Raw genomic sequence first — 26,749 nt, forward strand, 5'->3', positions numbered from 1 at the left:
TGGCGGAGCAGAATAGCTCATCGTAAAACAGATGGAGAGATCAACTACTTTGCTTCAGTGCGCATTGGGCTTTTCCCTCAATCCTGTCAGCTGGCATTTCCGCTCATGAAATCCTCCCAATTTCCGGATTTCGCACATTATGTCCTTGTCCGCTTCTTCCAGCATAACTGCACCCAAGTCGCGGCCAGTCTTACCTTCACTACGCTGCTTTCGCTGGTGCCATTGATCGCTATCGGATTATCCGTGGTGGCCGCATTCCCGGCGTTTGCGGAATATTCTACCCAAATAAAAATATTCATTCTCACCACCATGGTGCCGGAGGCGGCGAACCGGGTCATCGCAGTATACATGCAGCAGTTTGCCGATAATGCGGTACAACTTACTGCCATCGGCACGGCTTTTCTGGGTGCGACGGCGCTTGCTCTGATGCTGACTATCGATAAAGCGCTGAATGCCATTTGGCGTGTAACCCGATTGCGTCCGTTCCTCCATCGCCTGCTTATTTACTGGGCCACGCTGACCATCGGACCGCTATTAATCGGCGCGAGCCTGTCGCTGACTTCCTGGCTAATAAGAATATCCATGGGGCTAACCGAGGATATTCCCGGCATCAAAGTCGCGCTTTTGCAACTGGCTCCACTGCTACTGACAAGTATCGCCTTTTCAATTCCCTATCTCATTGTGCCCAACCGCCAGGTCGCATGGCGTCATGCGATTGCCGGCGGCGTAGCCGCGGCGGTGGGATTCGAGATAATGAAACAAGGGTTTGCATTTTACATTACTCACTTTCCCACATACCAGGCGGTCTATGGCGCGTTCGCCACCGTCCCGATTTTTCTGTTGTGGGTATATCTCTCCTGGCTGATGGTGTTGCTGGGTGCGGTGATTGCCGCTTCGCTCTCGAGTTGGCATTTTTCCGAATGGCGACATGGTCCGGCGGCGCATGGTAGGCGATTCCTCGACGCACTGCGTTTATTGCGAGCGCTCGGAGAGGCTCTCAGGAGCGGAAAGGTTGAAACGTACGCTAGCCTTCATAAGCAACTCATGTTAAGTTTTGAAGAAATGGAACAGATACTTGACCTGATGAACCGTGCCGATCTGGTTCGGCAGGTAAAAACGGGAGGATGGGTTCAGATAATTGATCCCGATAAAATTATGGTTGCAGATATTTATCGGCTGTTTACATTTCGTCCCGAGGCAGTGCGTCCCGCCGCGGCAGGTGATGCAAAGCTGGAGCGGTTGCTCGATGGCATCTCAACCGGCATGAATGAGAAAATGAATGTGCCGCTGTCGCTACTTTTTGCGGAAGAAGCGTCCGGAAATTCGACACCACAGCCGGACAGCATCCTCGCCCAAAACGTCGCCCCACCTGGAATCACCCAGTAAAATGATGCAACGCACACTCGCCATCTTGTTCTGTGTGCTGCTTTCCCTGTCGCCCGGCGCCCAGGCGAAGGGTTTCGTGTTCACGGATTCCACAGGCAAGAAGCTCACTCTCGCCGACTATAAAGGCAAGTGGGTCCTGATAAATTTCTGGGCCACCTGGTGCCCGCCTTGCCTCAAGGAAATTCCTGATCTCGTGTCGCTCTATGAGAGCCGCAAGGATGTAATGGTCATCGGCATCGCGATGGACTACCAAAATCCAAAGACAGTCCTGAAATTCGTTGACTCACTCTCGATTTCTTACCCCATCGTGCTGGGTGACAGAAAAATTGCCGCTCAAATCGGTCCCGTGTCGATGCTGCCAACCACCTATTTATTCGATCCCGCCGGTCAGCCGGCGGCCTATAAGGTGGGGCTAATTTCGCGAGAAAGCATTGAGGAATTCATGCGGGAAAATTCCCCAAATTCTCAGAGTCATCGTCCCGGTGAAACCAGTCAACGAAAGCGCAAATAAATTCATGGGAATTAAGCATGCTCCAGTTTAAGGGTCGCCAATCTGAAGAGAGAATTGAACAAAATGGGAAAAAAGTGGAATATATACGTCAGGCTTTACCTATCTCTTTTTTTAGGAAATCAATAATATCCTGCAAAGGGACAGCCTGAGACCTCTCATCCTGCCGTCCCTGATACTCGACATTTCCCTCCTTCAAGCCCCGCTCACCGATCACAATGCGATGAGGGATGCCGATCAATTCCATATCGGCAAACATTACGCCAGGACGTTCGTCACGATCATCAAACAGAACATCAATGCCGGCATTAACGATTTCCGTGTATAGCTTCTCCGTCTCAACTCTCACCTGCGTATTCTTCTTCAGTCCGATGGGAACAATAGCGACTTGAAACGGCGCTATTGCGTCCGAAAAAACAATGCCGCGTTCGTCATGGCTTTGCTCGATGGCCGCGGCCACAATACGCGAGACACCGATACCGTAGCATCCCATCTCCATTGGCTTTGATTGACCGGATTCATCGAGATAGCCGGCTTTCATCGCTTCCGAATATTTGGTGCGTAACTGGAAAATATGCCCCACTTCTATGCCGCGGCAGATCTCCAGCCGCCCTCCGCCATCCGGAGACAAATCTCCGGATACCACGTTGCGGATGTCCAGCGTATACTCAGGCTCTTTCGCATCACGGTCGAAATTAACGTGAGTAAGATGATAGTTCTCTTCGTTTGCACCACAAACAAAATTGCTCATTACCCTCACGGAATAGTCCGCGATAACCGGAAGCTTTAGGCCGACCGGTCCTATGTATCCGGGGAGAGAACCGGTTCCCGCAAGAATCTCCGCCTCGGTCGCCAATCGGAAATCGGCCAGGAAAGGAATTTTGCGGACCTTCGTCTCGTTAAGATGATGATCGCCGCGCAGCAGCAATAAATACATCCTGTCATTCGCAATCACCGCCAGGGTTTTTACCGTGCATTCGACAGGGAGGTTGAGAAACGCCGCAACCTCCTGACAGGTTTTTATGCCGGTCGTTTCGACTTTCCGCATGATGCCATCCGCCGCTTCGCGTGACTGCGCCGGCCGCAGCGACTCGGCCATTTCGATATTGGCGGCATAGTCGGAATCCGGGCAGAAAACGATGGCATCCTCGCCCGAATCCGCCAGAACATGAAATTCGTGCGAACCGCTTCCGCCTATCGCTCCGGTATCCGCAGTGACTGCACGAAATCTCAATCCCATGCGGGTGAATATCCGCTGGTAGGCATCGTGCATTATTCTGTAAGTCTTCTCCAGGCTGTCAATCCCGGCATGGAATGAATAGGCATCTTTCATGATAAATTCACGTGCCCTCATCACACCGAATCGAGGCCGGATCTCATCGCGGAACTTGGTTTGAATCTGATAAAAAGTAAACGGCAATTGGCGATAGCTTTTGATCTCTCGCCGCGCAATGTCGGTGATAACTTCTTCATGCGTAGGACCAAAGCAGAAATCGCGCTGATGCCTGTCCTTGATTTTCAACATCTGTGGGCCGAATACGTCCCAGCGCCCGGTTTCCTGCCATAGTTCGGCAGGCTGCACCGCGGGCATCAGAAGCTCTACCGCCCCGCTCTTGTCCATTTCCTCCCGCACGATATTTTCAACCTTGCGCAGGACTCTCAACCCCAGCGGCATCCATGTATAAAGGCCGCTTCCCAGACGCTTTATGAGCCCCGCACGCAACATCAGCTTGTGGCTCACCAATTCCGCTTCGGCGGGCGCCTCCTTAAGGGTGGAAATAAAAAAACCTGATACCCGCATGTGCGTTCCGTTATAACAATTGAATTACAATAATTCTACTCTGAAAAACCGCAATCCCGGTTAGTGAAGCCTATTGTTTTTCGGCACAGATTCCAAAGAGGGACAAGCAACCTGAAGCCGCGCTGGAGAGGACTGCTTGTTCAACCCCAAACTGCGTTAAACCTATCGTGGTTGAATGGGTACTGGGCTGGCAAGGGAGCGCAATAAACTCAAAAAGCAAGCGCTAGCCAAATATGGAGTTTATTAATCTCGTGACAGCTTTCAATCTAGGATAAAATATGAAAAAATTTGTCCTCTTGTGACGGATCAAACGGGTGATTGCATGATCGACCGCAACGGATATCGCTCCAATGTCGGTATTATTCTACTGAACTCGAAGAATGAGGTCTTTTGGGGCAAGCGCATCAGGCAGGACTCCTGGCAGTTTCCCCAGGGGGGTATCAAGCCGGGTGAAAGTCCGGAACAGGCGATGTATCGGGAACTGACGGAAGAAGTAGGCTTGCACCCCCGGCATGTCGAGATCATTGGCCGCACACGCGACTGGCTGCGCTATGAAGTACCGGATCAATGGATAAGGCGCGACTGGCGAGGGAATTACAAAGGGCAGAAGCAAATCTGGTATCTTTTGCGCCTGGTCGGACGTGATTGTGACGTGTCGCTGCGTACAAGCGTTCGCCCGGAATTCGACGCCTGGCGCTGGAATCAATATTGGGTGGAATTGGAATCTGTGGTTGAGTTCAAACGCCAGGTCTATCGGCAGGCACTGACCGAGTTGGCTCGCCTGCTCAATCGCACTCCGTTTGATGGCAGCGGTTACGATGGATCCATTCATCCTGGCGGCAGGGAACAGGCGGCGATCGCTCCCGCTAAGCGGAGCGAGTAGATAAAAATGACAAAATTTAGTAAAAGCACATTGTGCGACGTTATCTCCAGCCTGTTAAGGCACTTATGGGCTCCTTCAGAATTCTGAATTTTGTGAGCATCCATTTCATGGATTGCTTGCTCATCCCGTCTGCCGCCTCTCTCACCGCTCCTCAATTGCCGAATGAGAAATATTTTTCTCATATATCGATATGGACACCGGGTTAGATTTTTTTGCTCTCATCTCAATATGAAAAAACGAGCTTGCCTGTAGCGTTGAATTTTTAGAGGCACCCATTATCGCCAAGAGGTGCCCTGACGGATAGTTTGTAGGCGTAATCGGCTGCGCCACTACAGCCGCGTTTTTAGGAGATTACCGATGATAATGCGGACATTAATCATATCGCTGCTATCCATTGGAGCCATTGCCGCCCCAGCCACCGCGCTGGCTGCCAATGAACCCATCCAGCCAATCGAAGCCGCGAAACCAAAGAATGCAGATATGGTGGAGCTGGGCAAGATGCTCTTTTTCGATCCGCGCCTATCGAAATCTGGGTTCATTTCCTGTAACTCTTGTCACAACCTGAGCATGGGTGGTACAGATAATCTGCCAACCTCCATCGGCCACAAGTGGCACGAGGGGCCGATCAGCGCGCCCACGGTATTGAACTCCAGCATGAATCTGGCGCAATTCTGGGACGGCCGCGCCAAGGACCTGAAAGAACAGGCAGGCGGGCCCATCGCAAACCCTGGTGAGATGGGATTCACCCATGAACTGGCAGTGGATGTATTACGCTCAATTCCAGAGTACCGGACCCGTTTCAAGCAATTGTTTCGCTCCGATAAGATCGATATCGGCATGGTAACCGATGCGATTGCGGCATTCGAAGAGACTCTGGTGACACCTGACTCTCGTTTCGATAAATGGCTCAAAGGTGACAAAAAAGCCCTGAATCAAGCGGAGTTGGAGGGTTACAAGCTATTTAAGGAGAGTGGATGCACGGGTTGCCATAATGGCGCTGCGGTGGGTGGCGGCTCATTCCAGAAATTTGGCGTTCATGAACCCTACAAAACGACGAGCAAGGCCGAAGGCAGGTTTGCAGTGACCGGCAAGGACGCCGACCGCTTCATGTTCAAAGTTCCGACCCTGCGAAACGTGGAATTAACTTACCCTTATTTTCATGACGGTGCCGCCGCGACCCTGGAAGAAGCGGTAGACACCATGGGCCGGCTACAGCTGGGCCGCACTTTCAGCAAGGAAGAAAATGCCAAAATCGTGGCGTTCTTGAAGACACTGACCGGAAAGCAGCCCGAGTTCAAACTACCCATCCTTCCACCTTCCACCAATGAAACACCAAGGCCCAAGCCCTTTGGGTAATTAGCACAGGGGTGATACTCGTCGTAGCGTTTCCTGCTTTGCGGGTATAATTTCTAAAACTTGTCCAGGCCGAGAAGTGCGGCCTGGGCAAGCTCAAGCAACAGATAATTCAATACCTTCGATTTCGAGTTACACGCTAACAGGCAATTATTGCCGTGACTGCTTGTAAAAGTAACAGTCATTTTTCCTGTATTGTTTTTAGCCTCCATTAATTCAATTTTTACGAATTAACGTTAAGCAAATTATTGTCCGTCGGGCTGATTCAATTTATTGAATGTTCTTTATTTTACCTTTCGAACAGGAATATGGATTTACTCCTGAAAATCAAGTAGAGTTACTTTTTGAATAATTAAAATATGGAGTCCCCCATGAGCGCAAAAGGGCAATTGTTACAAGACCCATTTCTGAATACATTGCGAAAGGAACATATTCCAGTGTCGATTTATCTGGTAAACGGTATCAAGCTGCAAGGTCATATTGACTCGTTTGACCAGTATGTGGTGTTGCTGAAGAATACCGTCACGCAGATGGTGTACAAGCACGCAATCTCTACCGTTGTCCCCGCCAGGGCGGTTACCATTCCATTTGAGGCGCCCGCTATACCTGATGCTTGATCGCCCTGCGGGTAACACATCCGAAGCTAACGCCGCTGTACTGGTTAGCCTCGATTTTAACGATGGCGATTACGCCGAGAATCTGGAGGAACTACGGCAATTAGCCGCGAGTGATGCACTCGCAATCCGCGCAGTAATCAAGGGAGGACGCTCCCGGCCTGATCCCGCTACATTCGCGGGCAGCGGCAAGGTTGGCGAGATTACGGTGGCATTGGAACAAACCGGCGCATCACTGGTGATTTTCAATCACGATCTATCTCCCGCCCAGCAACGTAATCTGGAGCGGCACCTTGGATGCCGTGTGATTGACCGCACCAGTCTGATTTTAGATATATTTGCCCAGCGCGCCAAAAGCCATGAGGGCAAATTGCAGGTGGAGCTGGCGCAACTTGAACATCTCTCCACTCGCCTCGTACGCGGGTGGACGCACCTTGAGCGGCAAAAGGGTGGTATCGGTTTGCGCGGTCCCGGCGAAACCCAATTGGAAACCGATCGGCGTTTACTCGGCAAACGGGTCAAACTGCTTAAGGAGAAGCTCGCAAAATTGCAGCACCAGCGCGAGTTGCAGCGCCGTTCCAGGCAACGCGCCCAGATGATGTCGGTTTCCATTGTCGGCTATACCAACGCCGGAAAATCCACCTTGTTCAATCGGCTAACCCGTGCGCATACCTACGTCGCCGATCAATTATTCGCCACCCTGGATGCCACCACTCGCAAACTATTTATTCCGGATCACGACTCACTCGTGATTTCGGACACAGTAGGCTTCATTCGCGACTTGCCACATACGCTCGTTGCCGCATTCCGTGCGACGCTGGAGGAAACGGTGCAGGCCGATATATTACTTCACATCGTGGATGCGGGCAGTTCCAATCGGGATGAACAGATTGCCGAGGTGAATAAAGTACTGAAGGAAATCGGCGCCGATTCGATTCCGCAAATATTGGTACTAAACAAGATAGATTTGATGAGTTTATCAGCGGGCGCGACGGGGTATGGGCGCGACGAGTGTGGTAGAATCATGCAAGTTCGATTGAGCGCGAAAACCGGCGAGGGAGTGGAATTCATTAAGCTGGCGCTATCGGAAGCAATGCAACGGCGCATTTCGCAGCGGTGTGAAGGTTCATCAGAAACCGGAAGCTTAATTGGCGGATACGCCGCGCTGAACTACTCTATTGAGTAGACGCAGGCAATCCGGTCTGTAGTTCCACGATAGATGGAATTCAGTTTTTGTACCGATGCGGGTTTGATGGTTGTATCTATTAAACAGAATATAGGAATCATCATGGGATTGAACGATCCTCAGTGGGGGAGAAAAAAAGGTAATTCCGGTCCACCTGATCTGGATCAATTGTGGCGCAATTTTAATAAAAAACTCAATAATCTTTTTAAACGTAAGGGTGGTGCCGGTAACGGGTCAGGCGGTGGCGAAGGATCTGGTGGCGGCACGCCGAGGCGGTATGGCGGTAGCATCGGAATGCTGATCGGAATGCTCTTGCTGATGTGGATAGCCAGCGGATTTTACATTATCAACGAAGGCCAGCGCGGTCTTGTTCTGCGTTTCGGCAAGTATGTTGAAACTACCCAGGCGGGCTTGCGCTGGCATATGCCATATCCGGTAGAAATAGTGGAAACCGTTAATGTGAGCCAGGTTCGCACGGTGGAGATCGGCTATCGCAACAATGTGAGAAGCAAAGTGTTGAAGGAATCGCTGATGTTGACTGACGATGAAAACATCATTGATATTCAGTTTGCCGTGCAATATATCCTCAAGAATCCCGAGGAATTCCTGTTTAACAACCGGGAGCCGGAAAACGCGGTGCTGCAGGCGGCTGAAACCGCCATTCGTGAAATTATCGGCAAAAGCAAGATGGACTTCGTGCTGTACGAAGGCCGCGAGCAGGTAGCGGCAAAGGCGACCCAGCTGATGCAGGGGATTCTCGATCGTTACAAAATAGGGATTGCCATCAGCAAAGTCACCATGCAGAATGCGCAGCCACCTGAGCAGGTGCAGGCGGCATTCGACGACGCCGTCAAGGCGGGCCAGGATAGAGAGCGGCAGAAAAATGAAGGCCAGGCCTATGCGAATGACGTTATTCCGAAAGCCAAGGGTAACGCTGCCCGTCTGCTGGAAGAGTCCGAAGGATACAAGCAACGGGTGATTGTCAGTTCCGAGGGTGATGCCAGCCGTTTTAAACAGGTTCTCGTCGAATATAACAAGGCGCCTGGTGTAACCCGGGATCGCCTTTATCTGGATATGATGCAGCAGGTACTTTCCAGTACGAGCAAAATTCTTGTTGATCAGAAAAATGGCAATAATTTACTTTATCTGCCGCTGGATAAGCTGATCCAGATGAGCGGACCTTCATCACCCACTACTTTAGCGCCCGATGCGATGCCCGCGGCGGCGCCGGAGGCAGCCCCTGACGCCGCTCGTACGCGTGAGGCATTTCGCGGCCGTGAACGGGAGACAAGATAAGTGAAAAACTATACCTCGATGATATTGGGCGCCATTGTTGCCCTGTTTCTTCTTGCCAGCTCATCACTGTATATCGTAGATCAACGTCAGCAGGCGATCCTGTTTCAGCTGGGTGAAGTGGTCGACGTCAAGACTTCGCCGGGTCTTTATTTCAAGATTCCTCTGGCGCAGAACGTACGCTATTTTGATTCTCGTATCCTGACCATGGATACAGCCGAGCCGGAACGTTTCATCACGTCGGAAAAAAAGAATGTACTGGTAGATTTGTTCGTAAAGTGGCGTATTGTCGATGTCAAGCAGTATTATGTTAGTGTTCGCGGAGACGAAATACTGGCGCAGACCCGGCTGTCACAAACGGTGAATTCCAGCTTGCGTGACGAATTCGGTAATCGCACGGTGCACGATGTCGTTTCCGGAGAACGCGACAAGATTATGGAAATCATGCGCCAGAAAGCGGATGCCGATGCCCGTAAGATTGGAGTGGAAGTCGTGGACGTGCGACTGAAGCGAGTAGACCTGCCGCAGGAAGTAAGCGAATCGGTCTATCGCCGCATGGAAGCGGAACGGAAACGTGTGGCGAATGAGTTGCGTTCGACTGGTGCGGCGGAGTCCGAGAAGATTCGTGCCGACGCCGACCGTCAACGCGAAGTTATCCTTGCGGAAGCTTATCGGCAAGCCCAGGAAGTAAAGGGCGCGGGTGACGCCAAAGCTTCTGCAATTTACGCTGAGGCATTCCAGCCGAATCCGGAATTCTATGCTTTTTACCGTAGCCTGGAAGCGTACAAGCAGAGTTTCAAGAACAAAGGGGATATGATGGTTCTGGAGCCCAATTCAGAGTTTTTCAAGTATTTGAAAAATTCGGGCCGCAACCCTAGATAGCATATGGGTGATTCCAATTCCGGTTCCTGGACAGCTTGCCGTTGTACTCTGATGTTCGTGACAGATCTATTGAACAACAAATTGCCACATGCTATCGCCTTATTGTCGCATTCTTGTTTTCGGGTGGCAAAAAAGCTCATATAGCGTTGTGAATTTATCGAGGTGTCTACTGAGGTTGTGGCGACATGTGGGACACTTTGTTGCTTGCATTCGCGCTGATGCTGGTGATAGAAGGGGTTCTTCCTTTCCTGATGCCGGGTGTCTGGCGCGAGACATTCAGGAAGCTGATCGAGGCTGGCGACGGCCAGATACGCTTCATTGGTCTAACTTCCATGCTGGCGGGACTACTGCTGCTTTATTTCGTGAACTAGGAAATCTACCGGGTTTGAAATATCCAAGACAGAATGGCTGGATGAAGATAAGTTTTAACGATCATTCCAGCAGACTTCCACTGAGTCAGACAGCCTGCTAAGTCTCCTGCACCATCACACTTCTGTTAAAACCTAATTGAATCATTAACATGCGTGAGTGGATTCTTCCCGAATACGTCGAGGATATCCTGCCAGCCGAAGCGCTGCGCATCGAGATGATGCGCCGTCGCATTATCGACTGGCTCTTGGTGCACGGCTATGAATTGGTAGGTCCGCCCCTATTAGAATATGTGGAATCCTTGCTCTCGGGCAGTGGTGGCGACACCGATCTACGTATGTTCAAAGTTGTGGATCAATTAAGTGGGCGCATGATGGGGCTGCGCGCGGACATGACACCCCAGACTGCGCGTATTGATGCCCATTTACTGAACCGCAAGGGGATTACCCGCCTATGTTACGCGGGAAGTGTGCTGCATGCCCTGCCGTCGGGGTTGACGCGGACCCGCGAGCCGCTCCAGATTGGTGCGGAGCTTTATGGCCATACCGGACTGGAAAGCGATCTGGAAGTGCAGCGGCTCATGCTGCAGACATTGGCAATTGCCGGTATAGGCGGTATTCATCTCGATCTTGGCCATGTCGCCGTATTTCGTGGCCTGGTCAGGGGCGCGGGAATTCCTGCCGAACTGGAGACAGAGTTATTTGGTGTACTGCAAGCAAAGGATATCTGTGGATTGAAGGAGCTCTGCTCCGGGTTGGGTAAGAATGTGGACGCACATGCGCGGCAGGCGTTGTTGCTGTTGCCGGAATTATATGGCGACGACAAGATACTGGCACTTGCGCGTAAATCGCTGCCGGAATACCCCGAGATCCTATGTGCGCTGGATGGGTTGGAAACAGTGGCGTTGCAATTGAAGCCCATGGTGGATACGCTGGCATTTGATCTGGCGGACTTGCGTGGCTATCACTATCATAGCGGCATGGTATTTGCCGCTTATACCGCCAATTGCCCCAATGCGATCGCCCTGGGTGGACGTTATGACGAGATCGGCAAGGCATTTGGAAGAGCGCGCCCAGCCACGGGCTTTAGTATGGACTTGCGGGAATTGGCTGGGTTGGTAAGATCTGATCTCTATCCCAAGGGAGTCCTGGCACCTTATGCCCAGGGTAACAAAGCACTGGAAGAGAGAATCGCGCAGCTCCGCAGTGAAGGACAGATAGTCGTGGTCGAGTTGCCCGGGCATGAAAACGGACAGGGTGCATTTAACTGTGACAGGAAATTGGTGCTGCAAGATCAGGGCTGGACCGTAATCGGCATCTGATTTGAATTCCGAGCATGTTGATTTGAGAATGCCTGCTCGGAGAGCCGTGGTTTTCATGTCATCCCGACTTAATTGTAAGCTAATTTAAAATTTTACAACATGACAAAAAATGTGGTCGTCATTGGTACTCAGTGGGGTGATGAGGGCAAAGGCAAGGTGGTGGACTGGCTTACCGATCACGCCCAAGGCGTGGTTCGTTTCCAGGGAGGGCATAATGCCGGACATACACTGGTCATTGCCGGTAAACAAACGGTTCTGCATCTGATCCCTTCCGGAATATTACGCGGTGATGTTGCCTGCTATATCGGAAATGGGGTAGTAGTGTCTCCACAGGCGTTGCTGGATGAAGTTAGTATGCTTGAGCAGGCAGGGATCGACGTACAGGGGAGGCTCCGCATAAGTGAAGCATGTCCGCTTATTCTTCCGTGTCACGTTGCGCTTGACAGCGCCCGTGAGGCCGCCAGGGGAACGGGTAAAATTGGTACCACCGGCCGCGGTATCGGGCCCGCTTATGAGGACAAGGTGGCGCGGCGCGCAGTGCGCTTGCAGGACTTGTTTCACCGCGACCGCTTCGCGGCCAAACTGGGGGAGATGCTGGATTATCATAACTTCGTGCTGAAGAATTATTTTCACGCGCCGATAGTGGATTTTCAGCAAACCGTGGATGACACGCTAATGTTGGCGGAACGCATCAAACCAATGATGGCGGATGTGCCGCGACTTCTGTTCGAAGCCAACAAGGCCGGTAATAGCCTGCTGTTTGAAGGTGCACAGGGAACATTGCTTGATGTGGATCACGGTACTTACCCTTTTGTTACATCGAGTAATTGCATTGCCGGTGCGGCAACGACCGGGAGCGGAATTGGCCCGCAAATGCTGCATTACGTATTGGGCATCACCAAGGCGTACACGACACGGGTGGGTGCCGGACCCTTTCCTACGGAATTGGACGACGATGTGGGCAAGTATCTGGCTAAGCGTGGCAAGGAGTTTGGCGCAACCACGGGACGCCCTCGCCGTTGCGGCTGGTTCGATGCCGCCGCGTTAAAGCGCTCCATTCAAATTAATGGGGTATCGGGGTTATGTGTTACCAAACTGGACGTACTGGATGGCGTGGAGACGCTGCGGCTCGGTGTGGGTTATAAGGTGATTGGCAATGGCGAAGGCGAAAGATTCAGCAGTATCCTGCCGGTAGGCGCGGATGAACTGGCCTATTGCGAACCGGTCTACGAGGAGATGCCAGGATGGAGCGACTGTACCGTGGGAATTAAAAACTTGGAACGACTGCCCAAAGCGGCGCGAAATTACCTCAAGCGCATGGAAGAGGTATGTGAGGTTCCGATAGACATGATATCAACCGGGCCGGACCGGGAAGAGACGATTGTGCTGCGGCATCCATTTGAATAATAACTGTTATAGCCGGTATCGTAATCCGGTCCTTCACCGCGGATCAAACGCTATTCTATAACGGATATTTGTATGCCAGACCAGCGTGCTATGCTGAATGTGCATCTATTCTATTAATCGTGGCGTGTTGGTGCCCCGCCGCCGGTAACTACCTTTTTAGATCCGTTTTGTGGCGAAGCCGATCTTGCATCACCCTACGATACGATTTGGATGAACGCCTACACCATACGCATAGCAAATTGGCAAGATGATGGCTTGGCACTGCGTGGGGTGCGCGAAACGGTGTTTGTTCACGAACAGCATATCCCTGTGGAATTGGAATGGGATGGGCTCGACATGAATTGCCTGCATTTGCTTGCGGTGGATTCGGCGAAAAATGCTATCGCCACGGCTCGCCTGTTGCCAGACGGCGTTATTGGACGCATGGCGGTGCTTAGGGAGTGGCGCGGTAGGGGCGTAGGCGGCGCCCTATTGCTGCGGCTATTGGAAGAAGCGAGGAAAAGGGAAATTCAGCAGGTAACCTTGAATGCGCAGCAATACGCCTCCGGATTTTATGCCAAATTCGGCTTCCAGATGGCCGGAAAGAAGTTCATGGATGCGGGAATCCCCCACATAAGAATGAGCTTATGGTTATCCTAGGTCTGGTTGATTGGATAGAACCGAAGTATCTTCTTTGGAAGTAACATTTTACTGCTTTTGCCCAAAGTTGCCAGATTGATACGCAACTAAATCGGCATCAGAACGGCAACATGAAATCGAGCGATAAGACGACCTGATCCTTATGTCCGCCAAAAGGCCGGTAGTCTACACCATGTAAGCCATCTGCCGCATCATACCGGACGTTCGGGCGAACGTTAAATTGTTTCATCGCCTTCCAGTCCATCTTCAGCGTTCTTGCTGCCTTCCAGTTCATGCCCAGGGTAACCGCGTAATAATCGGCGGGAGCACTGGTGGCGTTGCCGAACCGGCCCGATCCCAGCGCATAGCTCAGTCCTTGATTGTTGGTGGCAGCACTTACGCGACCGGGAGAAAAAACACGGAAACCGTCTCTATCGCGAAACCACTCGGCACGGACGCCTATCGATAGATCAGGCGTGATGTCATAGTACGTGTGCGTGTTGATGCCATACCACTCGGCATTCTGGACCACCCCGTTCACCAAAACCCCTCCGGCATAACCATGGTCGTGTTGCAAGACGAAATTTGTATTGGGCGTGATCCGGTGTTTCAGCACGATGCTGTACATCCCCCACGGCTCGTTGCTTCGTGTGGAAGTCTGGGCGTAAGTCCCGCTGATATTGGCTGAACTCCCCAGGTCATCGCTGGTCCAGGTGATACCAGCCAGCCCCCCCCAATTACCCAGTTGTTTATCAAAACCGCCATCCCACCCACCGGTAGCGCTACCGGTGGTCGTGCCTCCCATAAGCATCCAGTTCTTGTTGATATAATAGTTACCCAATGCCCCGGTATGGGTAAAGGGTTCACCATACTGCATGGTGTAGGCATGGGAATAGAAGAAATTGTTGGGGGCCGGAACCGACTCATAACCGATTGGCGTATAGAAATGGCCGACCTTGACGTTCAGCCCATTACCGACTGGCACATAAACTTCCGCATAGGCCTGCGGAATCGCGATCCCATAGTAACGCGTCGAGGCACAGCACAAATCAAGATCCCAATTGCTTCTGGCCAGGGGTTGTCCGGAATTCACATCAAATGCGGGAACGCCATACGCCTGCGTAAAAATGGCATCCGTACCAAACAAGACATCGAAACGTCCGCCGAAATCCCACTTACTGCCTTGCGCTACCACCGCGCGCTCTAAGAATATATTAAACTGATTCAACTGAAATCGATTGGCTTGATCACCAAAAGTAACCGGACCATTGAACCCGTCAATATGGCTTGGATTGAAAGTCGCTCCGCCATTGATCCATCCGCCTACCCTTATGCCGCTTTTTTTAAAGAAATCCACTACAGAATTGGATCCGGTATCGGCTGCGGGACCGGCTGCGATATTGGCTGCTGCAGCGTTATCGGCCGCGGTATTGGCGGCATAAGCTGCGGGATTAGCCTGGGCTTCGGTCAAATGCATGACCGTTGCAAACAAGCTACCTACTATAAAGGCAACCCGCATCTGGACTCTGCGTTCTGGCAGGCATGTCATGTTGGATCCCCCCGGAAGAAACACTACAGTTAGAATTGGTATTGTCTTCGAAACGTAACATGATATATATTAATTTATTGTGAAGAAATTGTGATTAAATTGTGAAATTACGAGATTTAGTATCCCTAAGGTAAAAATGAAACTACCGTATGGGCAAATTACTGGCCAGCGCATGATTATCGTCGTGTTTATCTGAACCAACATGCATGTATGGCGTTAACTGTTTATTATCCCTCAGCGAAATGGTAGAACATGTTTCATGAAATTTTCCTGATGACCCCCGATTCGATTACCTTGTTTCTTTTTTTATGTTGTGGTGGGTGATTATTCTCCCGTCGCAGTACGCAATATCGCGAGCAACAGGTGAAGTGAACGATTCAAATTCGGCAACCTGCCGGAATTAAAGGATTGGAGCAAAGAGATGGACAGGCAAGGGGCAGATTTTGAGGATTTCTTGAAGGCCGATAATTAATGCCCATTGGTACTCCAGATCCGCGTGGGCCGATGCGGCTGCGTGAAATTCCGCATGATGAAAATTTACATTTTTCGGGAAAGGAAACTGACTCGAACGGATTAGCCCATGTTGGACGTGAGCTTGAACCGGCACACGTTTCCGCCACGCGCCATACATTCATCGTGCTCAACCTTGCTGTCGGTAAAGTGTTCCATCAACCCCCTATCCAGGTGGCAAATCTCGAGATCCTTGTTAGCCATGGTGTGAAATACACAGTTATCAGCCTCGATTATCGCCTCACCCCCAGACACTGTCGTATTCCTTGCATTATACCCAAGCTGGTCCATTACTTCGGTGAGCTTCTCAACCTTCTCTTTGTGCGTGGTCAAGTGGGGATACTGGCTGCGTATCTGCTGCGCAACATTCGCACCAATTTCATTCATGCGCTTACCCATGTTTTCCATCCCTTCTTCGCGCCGAACCGACGCCACCACCAACTGTGCCAGCCAGGAATATTGACGCGGAGACATCTCCTTACCAAGCTCGGTCAGGATATAAAGCTGCTGCGGTCGCCCTCCTCCGGAGGGGCGCGTCGTGCCGATCGTCACCAATCCCGCAGCTTCCAGGGAGGCAAGATGCTGCCGCACCGCGTTTCGCGTAATCTCCAGCCCTTTTGAAAGCTCATCCACACTCAAACCTGGCTTGCTGCCACGCAGCAATTTAAGCAATTGTTTCTGTCGTTCACCCATATCAGTCGTCCTGCGCTTTTAAATAATTAAAGCTCATTGATAACATAATACAACATAAGTATCAACACAATACGATTCAATGATACTTATAACATAAAATAATTGACAAAGTGTCATTAGTCTATTAAAATAGATTCTAATAAATAACGAATCTTGCGCAAATTGCTCAGATTTATAGGAGAAGCCGTTATGAAACTAAAAACCTGTTTCGCAGCTTTCTCCCTCGGTTTATTGGCTGCCTGCGCTCAGATAACCCCTCACGAGGCTATTCAGAATGCAAATATTCGTAAGGCTGTGCAGAATGCCAGAACACGTAGCGATCATGACGCGCTGACGAATCACTTTGTAGGTGCCGCAAGGCAAATGCAAATAAAGGCCGAGGAGCAAAAGAAATTACTAGAGCACTATGAGGAGAAAAGTTATCTCTATGGCCGACGGGCCCAGGATTTAAAATCTCATACGTGGGCGCTAGCACGCAAATATGAGGAAACCGCAGAAGCCCACGTGAAGGAAGCGGCTGTTCATCGACAAATGGCGCTGGAAGCGGCGCAACATAATTACGCCGCGCGTGATGAATGATTGCCTAAGAGCACGCCTAAAATGATGAGAAACCGCGACTTTCGCCTCTCAATCAATGTTCAGAAAGGAATGGTGGCGTCCACGGAAAACAGGAATTGATCCTTTCTGCTATCGAAAGGCCGATAGGACTGATCGATGCCATCCGCCCTGTCATAACGAATGTTGGGACGGATATTCAATTTTTGCATCGGTTTCCAGTCAACTTTGAGTCTTTTTGCCGGTTTCCAATTCATGCCCAGGGTGACTGCATAATAATCAGCAGGCACCGCGGTGGGCGCAAAAGCACCCGCAAAACTGAATCCCGTGTGATTGGTAGCGGCAAGTACCCGGAATGGTGAAAAGACACGGAAACCATCTCTGTCATGAAACCATTCTCCACGGACACCTATAGACAAATCTTCCAGTAAATCATAATACAAATGCGTGCTGATACCATACCATTCCGCATTTTTAGGTGAGCCATTCAACAAAACGCCCCCGGCATAACCGTGTGTGTGGTGCAAAACAAAGTGTGTTTTGGTCGTGACCCTATGTTGCAGCACGACGCTGTACATACCCCAGGGTTGATTGCTCCGTGTGGAGGTCTCGGCGTAGGTGCCCGTGACATTAATCGAGCTTCTCATATCATTACTGGTCCAGGTAATCCCGCCTAACCCCCCCCAGTTACCCAACTGCTTGTTAAAACCCCCGTCCCATCCACCGGTTGCGCTGCCAGTGGTTGCGCCACCCATAAGCGACCAATTCTTATTGATTGAGTAATTACCCATCAACCCGGTATGGGTAAACGGTTCACCATTATTAAAGGTATAGGCGTGAGTATAAAAGAAGTTGTCAGGCGCGGCGACAGTCTCATAACCGGTTGGCGAGTAAAAATGGCCTACCTTGAGGTTCAGGCCGTTACCAACTGGAACGTAGACCTCCGCATATGCCTGCGGGAGTGCGATACCGTAGGTACGAGTCGAAGAACAGCACAAATCCAGATCCCAGTTTCCCCTGTTCAATGGTTGCCCGGAATTTACATCAAAGGGAGGAATACCGAAAGCCTGGGTATAAATAGCATCGGTACCAAACATGAAATCAAAGCGGCCCCCGATATCGAACGACTTACCTTCGGTTAATACGGTACGCTGTATGAATATATTAAACTGATTCAGTTGAAAACGATTCGCCCGGTCAGCGAAAGTGACGGGGCCATTGTAGCCATTGCCCGGAAAATTTGGATTGAAAGTCGCTCCGGCGTTGATCCAGCCTCCTACCTTTATGCCGCTGTCTCTGAATAAATTGACCAGGTTATTAGCATAAGTGTTATTCGCGTAAGCACTGCTGACTGTCATAACAATTGATAACAGACTGCCTGCTATGGCAAATACCATCCGGCTTCTGCATTTGGGCAGACATTTCATTTGTGAATTTCCTTAGTTCCCTAGACATAAGGACCTGATAAAAAAGAAATCATTATTATTTTTAGGGTGCGCTATTACACAATACTAATCCACCACCACTTCTCTCAAACATAAAAATACATTCATTCATAAACTGCCGTTCCGCCGGAACCGTCCATCCGGATCCCGGCTTACCGAAATTAAAAGGAATCGTAGCATCCCTATGCAAGAAACAATTTATACGCCGGATTGCTGCTTTCATCCCAGTAATGATTATCCATCCCCTTGAGAAATGCCTTGAACTCGGCTTTCTCTTCTGGAGGCACTTCCATACCCACTAGTACCCGGCCGTAGTCGGCACCATGATTGCGATAGTGGAACAGGCTGATATTCCAGTGATGACCCATGCTGTTCAGAAATTTCATCAGCGCTCCTGGGCGATCGGGAAATTCAAAGCGGTAGAGGAGCTCATTTTTCACTTCCCGGGCACGCCCTCCCACCAGATGGCGTATATGCAGTTTTGCCATTTCATTGTCGGTTAAATCTTCCGTGCGCAGGCCGCTTTTCTCCAGGCTCCTGATCAATTTTGTCGCTTCATCGCGGTTGCGTACCGATACCGCCACAAATACGTGCGCTTCTTTCGGGTCAGCGTAACGATAGTTGAATTCAGTAATACTTTTTGTACCCAGCATGGCACAAAATTTCCTGAAGCTGCCTGGCTGCTCGGGAATGGTAACCGCCATCACCGCTTCCCGCTGTTCGCCCAGTTCCGCTCGCTCGGAAATATGACGCAGCCGATCGAAATTCATATTTGCACCCGAGGCAATCGCAATCAGATTTTTATCGCGAATATTTTCTCGCTTGGCATAAATTTTCGCGCCAGCGATCGAAAGTGCCCCCGACGGCTCCAGGACAGTTCGAGTATCCTCGAACACGTCCTTGATCGCAGCGCAAATGGTGTCGGTATCCACCAGGATGATTTCGTCCAATAGTTCACGACACAAGCGGAAGGTTTCCACGCCCACTTGCTTCACCGCCACGCCATCCGCGAATAGCCCCACCTGGGCAAGCTTGATTCGGCGCCCGGCACGCAACGACTGGTACATAGTATCCGCATCCACAGGCTCGACGCCGATAATCTTGATTTCCGGACGCAGTCTTTTCACATAGGCGGCAATGCCGGAAATAAGGCCGCCGCCGCCTATCGGTGCAAATATGGCGTGAATAGGACCGCTATGTTGGCGCAGGATCTCCATTCCAACGGTACCTTGTCCTGCAATGACATCAGGATCATCGTAAGGATGCACAAAAGTCACGCGTTTCTCTGTTGCAAACTTCAATGCGTGAGCATAGGCCTCATCGTAGGAATCGCCATGGGTAATCACGGTCGCGCCACGCGCCTCTACTGCCTGCATTTTGATTTGCGGTGTGGTAACAGGCATCACAATGGTTGCCCGGCAATGAAGCCGCTGCGCCGCGAGCGCCACCCCCTGTGCATGATTGCCGGCGGAAGCGGTCACCACGCCACGCTTGAGCATCGCAGGAGAAAGTTTGACCATTTTATTGTAGGCCCCGCGCACTTTGAATGAAAACACCGGCTGCATGTCCTCGCGCTTCAGGAATAGGGAGTTGTGAATGCGCGCAGACAGATTGGATGCCAGCTCCATTGGGGTCTCTTCCGCCACATCATAAACCTGAGAAGTGAGAATTCTTTCGAGATAATCGTTTTTCATCGCTGCGTATTTTCGCAAAGTCGGAAACTGGGGATTTTAGCATGCCGAGGGCGCCCTAGCAGCCAGTCCGACTTGAAGTATCGAAGTAAAAGGTGACAGGGCGAGAACAGATTTTGACGGCTTTGAAGCCCATAATTGTTCTATTAGCCGAAAAAGTAGCGAAATATGAACCCGCCGGAAACCTTGCAGCCGATTTTCGTTAAGTCCGGCAGGCTGCTGGACAGCCCGCCACATTGTTATAATTGACGGATAGGATTATCCTAAACTTATTCTCACTCACACAATAATACATCATGACGCAAGACGAACAGAAACGCGCGGCCGCCCAAGCCGCTATTCAGCATATTCCCACTGGTTGCGTGGTTGGAGTGGGCACCGGTTCCACCGCAAATTACTTCATAGATGAACTGTCTAATATCAAGCATAAGATCGACGGTGCAGTGGCAAGCTCCGAGGCAACAGCCCAGCGCCTGAAGGGACACGGCATTGAAGTGATTGATCTGAACAGTATTGATGCACTTCCGGTATATGTAGACGGCACAGACGAAATTACCGAGCATCTGGCCATGATAAAAGGGGGTGGCGGCGCGTTGACGCGCGAGAAAATCGTCGCCGCTGTGGCTAAAAAATTTATCTGCATAGCGGACCAGGGTAAGCTCGTGCCAGTGCTCGGCAAATTTCCGCTCCCGGTGGAAGTGATCCCTATGGCCCGCGGCTATGTGGCACGCGAGATCACGCGACTGGGAGGGGAACCGGTACTGCGCCAGGGATTTATCACGGACAACGGCAATATAATCCTGGATGTGCATGGCTTAAAAATTCTGAACCCCGTTGAGCTGGAGGCAGCCCTGAATCAGATAACGGGTGTAGTGACCAATGGTCTTTTCGCGAAGCGCGGCGCCGATGTGTTGCTGTTGGGCATTGATGCCGGCATCCGGACGATTGTTATCTGATCTGATGTAATCGGAAAGCAACAAAACTGTCACAACTTGCGAGTATCATTTTTCGTCTCTTCTAACCAGTCAGGTTACGCCATGGCAAGCAGTGAACATACATCCAAGCAGTTTGACACTGATCTTGAGGCAGTGCGCACGCGTGTGCTGCATATGGGCGGATTTGTGGAAGAACAGATCGAAAAAGCCATTGAGGCGCTTACCAGCGGTAACGAAGGCCTGATCGAGAATATCGTTGCCGATGACCACCGGGTGAATGCGATGGAAGTGGCAATAGACGAAATTTGCAGCCAGATCATCGCACGCCGCCAACCTGCCGCCGGCGATTTACGCATGATTATGACGGTCATCAAAACCATTACCGATCTGGAACGCATTGGCGATGAAGCGGAAAAGATTGCACGCATGGCCAAGCTAATTTACGCAGCTGATCGCATGCATATGCCACGGTTTGTCGAGATCAGGCATGTTGCCAATATCGCGATGGACATGCTGCACAAATCCCTGGATGCATTCGCTCGCCTGGATCTGGCGGCGGCCGCCCGTGTCGTGCGCCAGGATGAACAGGTCGATGAGGAATTCCGCTCCATCATGCGTCAGCTCATTACCTTCATGATGGAAGATCCACGCAAAATTTCCACCGCGCTGGAAATCCTGTTTGTGGCAAAAGCGATTGAACGTATTGGCGATCACGCCAAAAATATGGCGGAGTACGTAATCTATATGGTTAAGGGCAAGGATGTGCGGCATGTGACGGTTGAAGAGATTGAACGTGAAGTCAGAGAGTAAATCTGTCTAGCAATAATTCTGAATCGGAAAGCCATGCTCGAATATTCCACCCTTGCGGCAGTAGACCTTGGCTCAAACAGCTTTCGTTTGCAGGTAGCGCGAGTGGTAGGCAAACAGATCTATCCGCTGGACAGCTTACGCGAAATGGTACGGCTCGCCGCCGGCCTGACTGTCGACAAGCGGCTGGACGAAGATTCCCAGGCACGCGCATTGGATTGCTTGAAACGCTTTGGTGAGCGTCTGCGTGGTTTTCCACCGCACTCCGTTCGAGCAGTCGGAACAAATACGCTAAGAGTCGCAAAGAATGGATCGGCTTTTCTAAAAAAAGCGGAAGCTGCCCTCGGATTCCCGATCGAAGTTATCGCGGGGCGCGAGGAAGCACGGCTCATCTACCTGGGCGTCGCGCGCAGCCTGCCAGCCTCCACCAGCAATCGTCTGGTTATGGACATCGGCGGAGGCTCTACCGAATTTATCATCGGCAGACGGCTGAAGCCCGTTAAACTGGAAAGTCTCTATATGGGCTGTGTCAGTTACAGCCTGCTTTTTTTTCCGGATGGCAAGATCACCAAAGGTGCGATGAAGCGGGCTGAACTCGCGGCGCGAAGCGAAGTACAGGCTATCGCCGCCGAATTCTCCAATACCCATTGGCAGGATGCATTCGGCTCGTCCGGCACCGCGCGCGCACTGGGTGAAATAATAGAACTGAACAATCTCGATGCAAGCGGTAGCGATGGTGACATCACCCCGGAAGGGCTGGACAATTTTCGCGACTATCTGCTCAGGGCTGGCGATATTAAAAAGCTGGAAATTGCCGGATTGCGTACTGACCGGGCGCCTGTCATCCCTGGCGGGTTCGCCATCATGTCCGCCGCGTTCTCCGAGCTAGGCATTCGCCGCATGTCACAGGCTATGGGAGCATTGCGCCAAGGCGTACTCTATGATTTGCTGGGACGTTTCCATAATCAGGATATGCGCGAAATGACCGTGAGACAATTCATGCAACGTTATCGGGTGGATTCCGCTCAAGCGAGGCGAGTGGAAACGTCAGCGCTACTGCTGGGAACGCAATTGCTGACGGCTTTTCCTGATGACATGGAAGAAATGCTGCAAAGCCTGTCATGGGCGGCACGGCTACATGAAGTCGGTATTTCAGTGGCTCATTCGGGCTATCACAAACACTCAGCATATATCCTCGGTAACGCGGATATGCCCGGCTTCTCACGGATGGAGCAGGAGCGCCTGAGTCTGCTTACGCTTGCTCATCGGGGCCTTATCGGCAAAGTGCGGGGGGTTGTTGTCGAACCGCTGGATTTTGCCCTGCTGTTCGCGCTGCGTCTGGCAACATTATTTCACCGCAGCCGCTGCGATATCGAGTTGCCTCAGCTCAATGTGCGTATGGACAATACGGAATTCGAGCTGATTACCGAGCAGGGATGGCTGCAACGCAATCCGTTAACCGATACCGCGCTGTCCGCCGAAATCGAAGAATGGGCGACTCTTGGCTTTAATTTCCGTATCAAGGAACGGCTGGAAGGAAACATGGGCTGTAAAACAGTCAGAAGCACAATCGGTGTATAGCCCGGATAAGGTTGATGGCATCCCATTCAAAAAAGAGATCCACTAAAGCAGGATTGCCGCCGGGCACACTGGTGCATATTGGCAAAAAGAAAAATGTCACCCCCCACATCATTTTGCTCGACTATGACGACAATGGTGTACGCGAGTCAGAGATAACCACTGCGGATCTGGCTGATAAAACCAGGTTTGCGCACGGTATCCAGTGGATCAGCGTTCATGGATTGGGTGATACCCGCATGATGGAACAAATCGGTGCTTGTTTTGACCTCCATCCATTGGTGCTGGAGGACATATTCAACACCGACCAGCGTTCCAAGCTGGAGGATTACGGCGATTATCTCTACGTGGTGCTGAAAATCTTTAGTTGTGAATACAACGGAACGGAAGAAAGAATAGATTCAGATCAGATCAGCCTGGTGCTGGGAAAAAATTTCGTACTATCGTTTCTTGAAACGGACGATACCCACTTCGGGGCGGTGCGTGAGCGATTACGTGCCGGCAAAGGCCAGATCAGGCAGTCAGGCGCGGATTTTCTGATGTATAGCCTGATCGATTCCATTGTTGACAGCTACTTCGTCACTCTTGAGCAGTTCGACGAGAAAACTGAAGTGCTGGAGACAGAGTTGATAACCCGCCCTCAACCCAGTACCCTGCATTCAATTTACCGCCTGAAGCGTGAAGGGGTTTTCCTGCGAAAATCGCTGTGGCCGCTACGTGAAGTCATCAGTTCATTGCAACGGGGGGATTCGCCGCTGTTCACCCGCAATACATTACTTTATCTGCGGGACGTATACGATCACATCATTCACATTATCGAGTCGGTCGAGTCCTTGCGCGACTTGACAGCGGGAATGCTCGATATCTACGTGTCCAGCGTGAGCTACCGCATCAGTATAGTGATGAAAGTTCTCACCGTTATCACCACCATATTCATGCCGCTGACATTGATTGCCGGCATCTACGGCATGAACTTCAGGCACCTGCCGGGACTCGAATGGGAGTGGGGGTTTTTTGTGGTGCTGGGGGTTATGGTCACAATCAGCGTGGGAATGCTGGCCTTGTTTCGCTGGAAGAAATGGTTGTAGCAAAGTGAGCGGCCCAAACTTGGAAACCATTGAATAGATCCTCGCGGAACGTGTCACCCGCCCAGAGCGGAAAGCTTGGTCAGAAGTTCGTTAAAGCTCGAATACCTGCCCGCGCTTCAATCTTTCCGGTTTGAATTCTCCTGCCGCTGTCTCAATTTCCGCCATCGTGGCATCCTCATTGCCGGGTTCCATATGCGTAATCAAAAGACGTACCGTTTTATTGAGTTGATCTAAACCCTTTGCCAGCAGTTCCGGGCGCATATGGCCAGAGGCCTCCGCGCCCGCCGTGTTGTAGTTGAGAAACGTTGCCTCGATCATCAGGTAGCGCAGATTGCTGATTGCATTCAGCGCATTCCAGAACGGCTCATGGTAGGTTGTATCACCACTGAAGACAAAGCTTGCCTTGCCGCTGTCAAGTTGATAGGCCACACCAGGCACAGCATGCCGCACCGGCAGTGGAGTGATTTTTCTTCCTGATAACTCCACTATCTGTCCCACCACGATGGGCTCGAACACGACATAGGGTTTCTCCGGCGAAGGCAGGATGGTGTAATCCGGCCAAAGCCGAAAATTGAACATATCTTGCTTGAGTATGGCGATTGTTTGAGGAAGGGCATAAACCGTGAGTGGCATATCCCGGCGCGGCCCCACAACGTCAGCCAGCATCGGCAGCAGTGCTACATGGTCAAGATGGGAGTGGGTAAGAAATACCGTATCAATCTGCAGCATCTGGCTCACCGTTAAATCACCCGCGCCAGTACCCACATCAACCAGAATGTCATCGTCCAGCATCAGGCAAGTGCTTCTTAAATCCGCCGCCACACCGCCAGTGCATCCAAGTATGGTTATGCGCATTTTACCCTCCGATCCTTTTAGATTAACTGCTAAAGATTGAAACCAAACCCGGCAGTTAAACGCTTATTTTTCACTCATTCTCAAGTTCGGCGCTATGCTCCACAAAGATTTTCTGCATCGTTTGATTTTCACCTTCCAGTCAGCTTGTCACGACCCGATGCAGGTTAAAGATTAACGTGCCTAAACCTCCGTTGAAGCGACCTCTTCCCATAATAGTACTTTAAGGCCGTGGATGCGTGCCCAAAAATCGAGCAAAGCGCGCCACACGCGTGGAGCATCCGATAAAACCCAGACTTCGGCGACGCGCTTGTCGGCACGCCAGCCTCGCAGCATGAGCTCTATATTGAAACCATGCCGCATTTGCAAGCACGGAATCAATCGCGCGGGGCGCATTGGCGCAAGCCAATGAACGTATCCTCCTGCGTGAAACACGTTCTCGATTGCATCCATGAGATTCGGGGGGAAATGCGCCGGTATGGAATTACCTGAGAGAAGCAGCACATTGCGCCGTGCATTGGGATAACGCGAGTAGTAAAGATTGCGGTTGCGGCGTGCCAGTTCCCTGAATGCGCGCCCGCGTCCGAACGACCCGCCGCCTTTATGGTATATATGAGCATCGGGATGCACGCCGAGGCGCCACCCCCCCAGATCTAGCCGCCGGCCGAGGTCTATGTCCTCATAATATCCTCGACCGAATGCCGGGTCGAAACCACCGATCTCCAGAAAAACGTCGCGCCGAACCAGAAACGCGTGGCCTTGCAGGCGCTGCGTTGGAATGTAGCCACCGGGCCTGCGCAAATATTGCTCCAGATCATGCTTGGCGTAGTCGTTGCCAGCGGGAATGATCACCGCAAGCTGCGGGTCAGTCGCTAGCGCCGTATACAACAGCGGCAGAAAATTTTCGCTGACTTCGACATCCGAGTTGAGCACCAACACACAGGATGCGCTGGATCGCTTAATCGCTTCGTTTACAGATGCTCCAAAGCCCTGGTTTTTTGGCGCGTGATGGACATGGATATGCTCATAAGGCAAGCTATCAAGCATCTGACGTGTTTCAGGGTCGGATGCATCATCCTGAATATAAATATACTCTATGGACCGCCCGAGGCAAGTCACGACGGAATCAATGCAGCGCCGCGTCAGTTCGGGCGCGTTATAGACCGGGATTACCACGTCAATGGAGGGGTTGGACAAAGGCATAACCGACGACGGGATCGGCATGACGCTTAGTAATTTCCTTGAAAAAGACCCGGCCACGTCATGAGGTCATCCAACGGCGAGATTCACGGCACGTTCGTCCGGACAAGACTGATCCTGGCTGGCTGGTGGCCGCCCTTGCCCTTCCAGCAACGCCACATAGCGGGATAGTACGTCCGGGTCTCCCACATCGATCATTTCCTTCACAAAGCGCTGGTGGTGCGC

General features: G+C 51.4%; 24 protein-coding genes. 17 read left to right on the plus strand and 7 right to left on the minus strand.

The window, feature by feature from the left end; genetic code table 11:
* Positions 1–105: 105 nt before the first annotated feature.
* Both BLO43_RS08520 and BLO43_RS08525 read left to right on the plus strand, forming a co-directional pair.
* Positions 106–1,386 carry a YihY family inner membrane protein gene (locus BLO43_RS08520; protein WP_090906689.1) on the plus strand — a complete coding sequence of 427 codons (1,281 nt, stop codon included), beginning with the start codon at positions 106–108 and terminating at the stop codon, positions 1,384–1,386.
* A gap of 1 nt (position 1,387) precedes the next feature.
* A complete protein-coding gene (locus BLO43_RS08525; protein ID WP_175443900.1) occupies positions 1,388–1,897 on the plus strand; it encodes a TlpA family protein disulfide reductase in 510 nt (169 codons plus the stop codon).
* Between the two features lie 88 nt (positions 1,898–1,985).
* Here the strand turns inward: BLO43_RS08525 and BLO43_RS08530 are convergent, their stop codons facing one another.
* Positions 1,986–3,695 carry a proline--tRNA ligase gene (locus tag BLO43_RS08530; protein ID WP_090906690.1) on the minus strand — a complete coding sequence of 570 codons (1,710 nt, stop codon included), beginning with the start codon at positions 3,693–3,695 and terminating at the stop codon, positions 1,986–1,988.
* 322 nt (positions 3,696–4,017) lie between these two features.
* Here BLO43_RS08530 and BLO43_RS08535 point away from each other — a divergent pair, with 322 nt between their 5' ends.
* From BLO43_RS08535 to BLO43_RS08580, 10 genes are all read left to right on the plus strand, one after another.
* A complete protein-coding gene (locus tag BLO43_RS08535) occupies positions 4,018–4,578 on the plus strand; it encodes an RNA pyrophosphohydrolase (protein WP_074631011.1) in 561 nt (186 codons plus the stop codon).
* Between the two features lie 357 nt (positions 4,579–4,935).
* Positions 4,936–5,934 carry a cytochrome-c peroxidase gene (locus BLO43_RS08540; protein ID WP_074631010.1) on the plus strand — a complete coding sequence of 333 codons (999 nt, stop codon included), beginning with the start codon at positions 4,936–4,938 and terminating at the stop codon, positions 5,932–5,934.
* 368 nt (positions 5,935–6,302) lie between these two features.
* Entirely contained in the window at positions 6,303–6,548 is a 246-nt protein-coding gene (gene hfq, locus BLO43_RS08545) for an RNA chaperone Hfq (protein WP_041512373.1), read from the plus strand.
* Positions 6,541–7,731, plus strand: coding sequence for a GTPase HflX (gene hflX, locus BLO43_RS08550; protein ID WP_090906691.1), 1,191 nt, complete (start codon positions 6,541–6,543; stop codon positions 7,729–7,731). The genes hfq and hflX overlap by 8 nt, the downstream gene beginning before the upstream one ends.
* A gap of 102 nt (positions 7,732–7,833) precedes the next feature.
* Positions 7,834–9,027, plus strand: a complete 1,194-nt coding sequence (hflK, locus tag BLO43_RS08555) for an FtsH protease activity modulator HflK (protein WP_090906732.1) — start codon at positions 7,834–7,836, stop codon at positions 9,025–9,027.
* On the plus strand, positions 9,028–9,906 hold the full coding sequence (hflC, locus tag BLO43_RS08560; protein WP_175443901.1) for a protease modulator HflC: 879 nt from the start codon (positions 9,028–9,030) through the stop codon (positions 9,904–9,906). It begins immediately after the preceding gene.
* 185 nt (positions 9,907–10,091) lie between these two features.
* Entirely contained in the window at positions 10,092–10,277 is a 186-nt protein-coding gene (locus BLO43_RS08565; protein ID WP_074631008.1) for a DUF2065 domain-containing protein, read from the plus strand.
* A 149-nt stretch (positions 10,278–10,426) separates the two neighbouring features.
* Positions 10,427–11,596, plus strand: coding sequence for an ATP phosphoribosyltransferase regulatory subunit (locus tag BLO43_RS08570; protein ID WP_090906692.1), 1,170 nt, complete (start codon positions 10,427–10,429; stop codon positions 11,594–11,596).
* Between the two features lie 99 nt (positions 11,597–11,695).
* A complete protein-coding gene (locus BLO43_RS08575) occupies positions 11,696–13,003 on the plus strand; it encodes an adenylosuccinate synthase (RefSeq protein WP_090906693.1) in 1,308 nt (435 codons plus the stop codon).
* Positions 13,004–13,213: 210 nt separating this feature from the next.
* On the plus strand, positions 13,214–13,642 hold the full coding sequence (locus BLO43_RS08580) for a GNAT family N-acetyltransferase (protein WP_175443902.1): 429 nt from the start codon (positions 13,214–13,216) through the stop codon (positions 13,640–13,642).
* Between the two features lie 97 nt (positions 13,643–13,739).
* On the opposite strand, the gene BLO43_RS08585 is transcribed toward BLO43_RS08580, so the two are convergent.
* Together BLO43_RS08585 and BLO43_RS08590 are read right to left on the minus strand one after the other, a co-directional pair.
* Positions 13,740–15,170: a porin gene (locus tag BLO43_RS08585; RefSeq protein WP_090906694.1), complete on the minus strand. Its 1,431-nt coding sequence runs from the start codon at positions 15,168–15,170 to the stop codon at positions 13,740–13,742.
* 573 nt (positions 15,171–15,743) lie between these two features.
* Positions 15,744–16,373, minus strand: coding sequence for a helix-turn-helix transcriptional regulator (locus BLO43_RS08590; protein WP_090906695.1), 630 nt, complete (start codon positions 16,371–16,373; stop codon positions 15,744–15,746).
* A gap of 189 nt (positions 16,374–16,562) precedes the next feature.
* Here BLO43_RS08590 and BLO43_RS08595 point away from each other — a divergent pair, with 189 nt between their 5' ends.
* Positions 16,563–16,952, plus strand: a complete 390-nt coding sequence (locus BLO43_RS08595) for a hypothetical protein (protein ID WP_090906696.1) — start codon at positions 16,563–16,565, stop codon at positions 16,950–16,952.
* 59 nt (positions 16,953–17,011) lie between these two features.
* On the opposite strand, the gene BLO43_RS08600 is transcribed toward BLO43_RS08595, so the two are convergent.
* Positions 17,012–18,355: a porin gene (locus tag BLO43_RS08600; RefSeq protein WP_090906697.1), complete on the minus strand. Its 1,344-nt coding sequence runs from the start codon at positions 18,353–18,355 to the stop codon at positions 17,012–17,014.
* 200 nt (positions 18,356–18,555) lie between these two features.
* Positions 18,556–20,067 (minus strand): threonine ammonia-lyase, biosynthetic, encoded by a 1,512-nt coding sequence (ilvA, locus tag BLO43_RS08605; RefSeq protein WP_090906698.1) that lies wholly within the window; start codon positions 20,065–20,067, stop codon positions 18,556–18,558.
* Between the two features lie 293 nt (positions 20,068–20,360).
* Here ilvA and rpiA point away from each other — a divergent pair, with 293 nt between their 5' ends.
* The 4 genes from rpiA to corA all read left to right on the plus strand — a co-directional run bounded on the left by rpiA (position 20,361) and on the right by corA (position 24,472).
* Positions 20,361–21,020, plus strand: coding sequence for a ribose-5-phosphate isomerase RpiA (gene rpiA / locus BLO43_RS08610; RefSeq protein ID WP_175443903.1), 660 nt, complete (start codon positions 20,361–20,363; stop codon positions 21,018–21,020).
* Between the two features lie 81 nt (positions 21,021–21,101).
* On the plus strand, positions 21,102–21,809 hold the full coding sequence (gene phoU / locus BLO43_RS08615; protein ID WP_074631000.1) for a phosphate signaling complex protein PhoU: 708 nt from the start codon (positions 21,102–21,104) through the stop codon (positions 21,807–21,809).
* Between the two features lie 33 nt (positions 21,810–21,842).
* Positions 21,843–23,387: an exopolyphosphatase gene (gene ppx, locus BLO43_RS08620; RefSeq protein ID WP_090906700.1), complete on the plus strand. Its 1,545-nt coding sequence runs from the start codon at positions 21,843–21,845 to the stop codon at positions 23,385–23,387.
* Between the two features lie 14 nt (positions 23,388–23,401).
* Positions 23,402–24,472: a magnesium/cobalt transporter CorA gene (gene corA / locus BLO43_RS08625; protein WP_090906701.1), complete on the plus strand. Its 1,071-nt coding sequence runs from the start codon at positions 23,402–23,404 to the stop codon at positions 24,470–24,472.
* A 90-nt stretch (positions 24,473–24,562) separates the two neighbouring features.
* Here corA and BLO43_RS08630 read toward each other — a convergent pair whose 3' ends face one another.
* Both BLO43_RS08630 and BLO43_RS08635 read right to left on the minus strand, forming a co-directional pair.
* On the minus strand, positions 24,563–25,327 hold the full coding sequence (locus BLO43_RS08630) for a 3',5'-cyclic-nucleotide phosphodiesterase (protein ID WP_090906702.1): 765 nt from the start codon (positions 25,325–25,327) through the stop codon (positions 24,563–24,565).
* 180 nt (positions 25,328–25,507) lie between these two features.
* Positions 25,508–26,548, minus strand: coding sequence for a glycosyltransferase family 2 protein (locus tag BLO43_RS08635; protein ID WP_254773396.1), 1,041 nt, complete (start codon positions 26,546–26,548; stop codon positions 25,508–25,510).
* Positions 26,549–26,749: the final 201 nt, after the last annotated feature.

The organism is Nitrosospira sp. Nsp13, from assembly GCF_900101945.1.
GTDB classification, from domain to species: Bacteria; Pseudomonadota; Gammaproteobacteria; order Burkholderiales; family Nitrosomonadaceae; genus Nitrosospira; species Nitrosospira multiformis_D.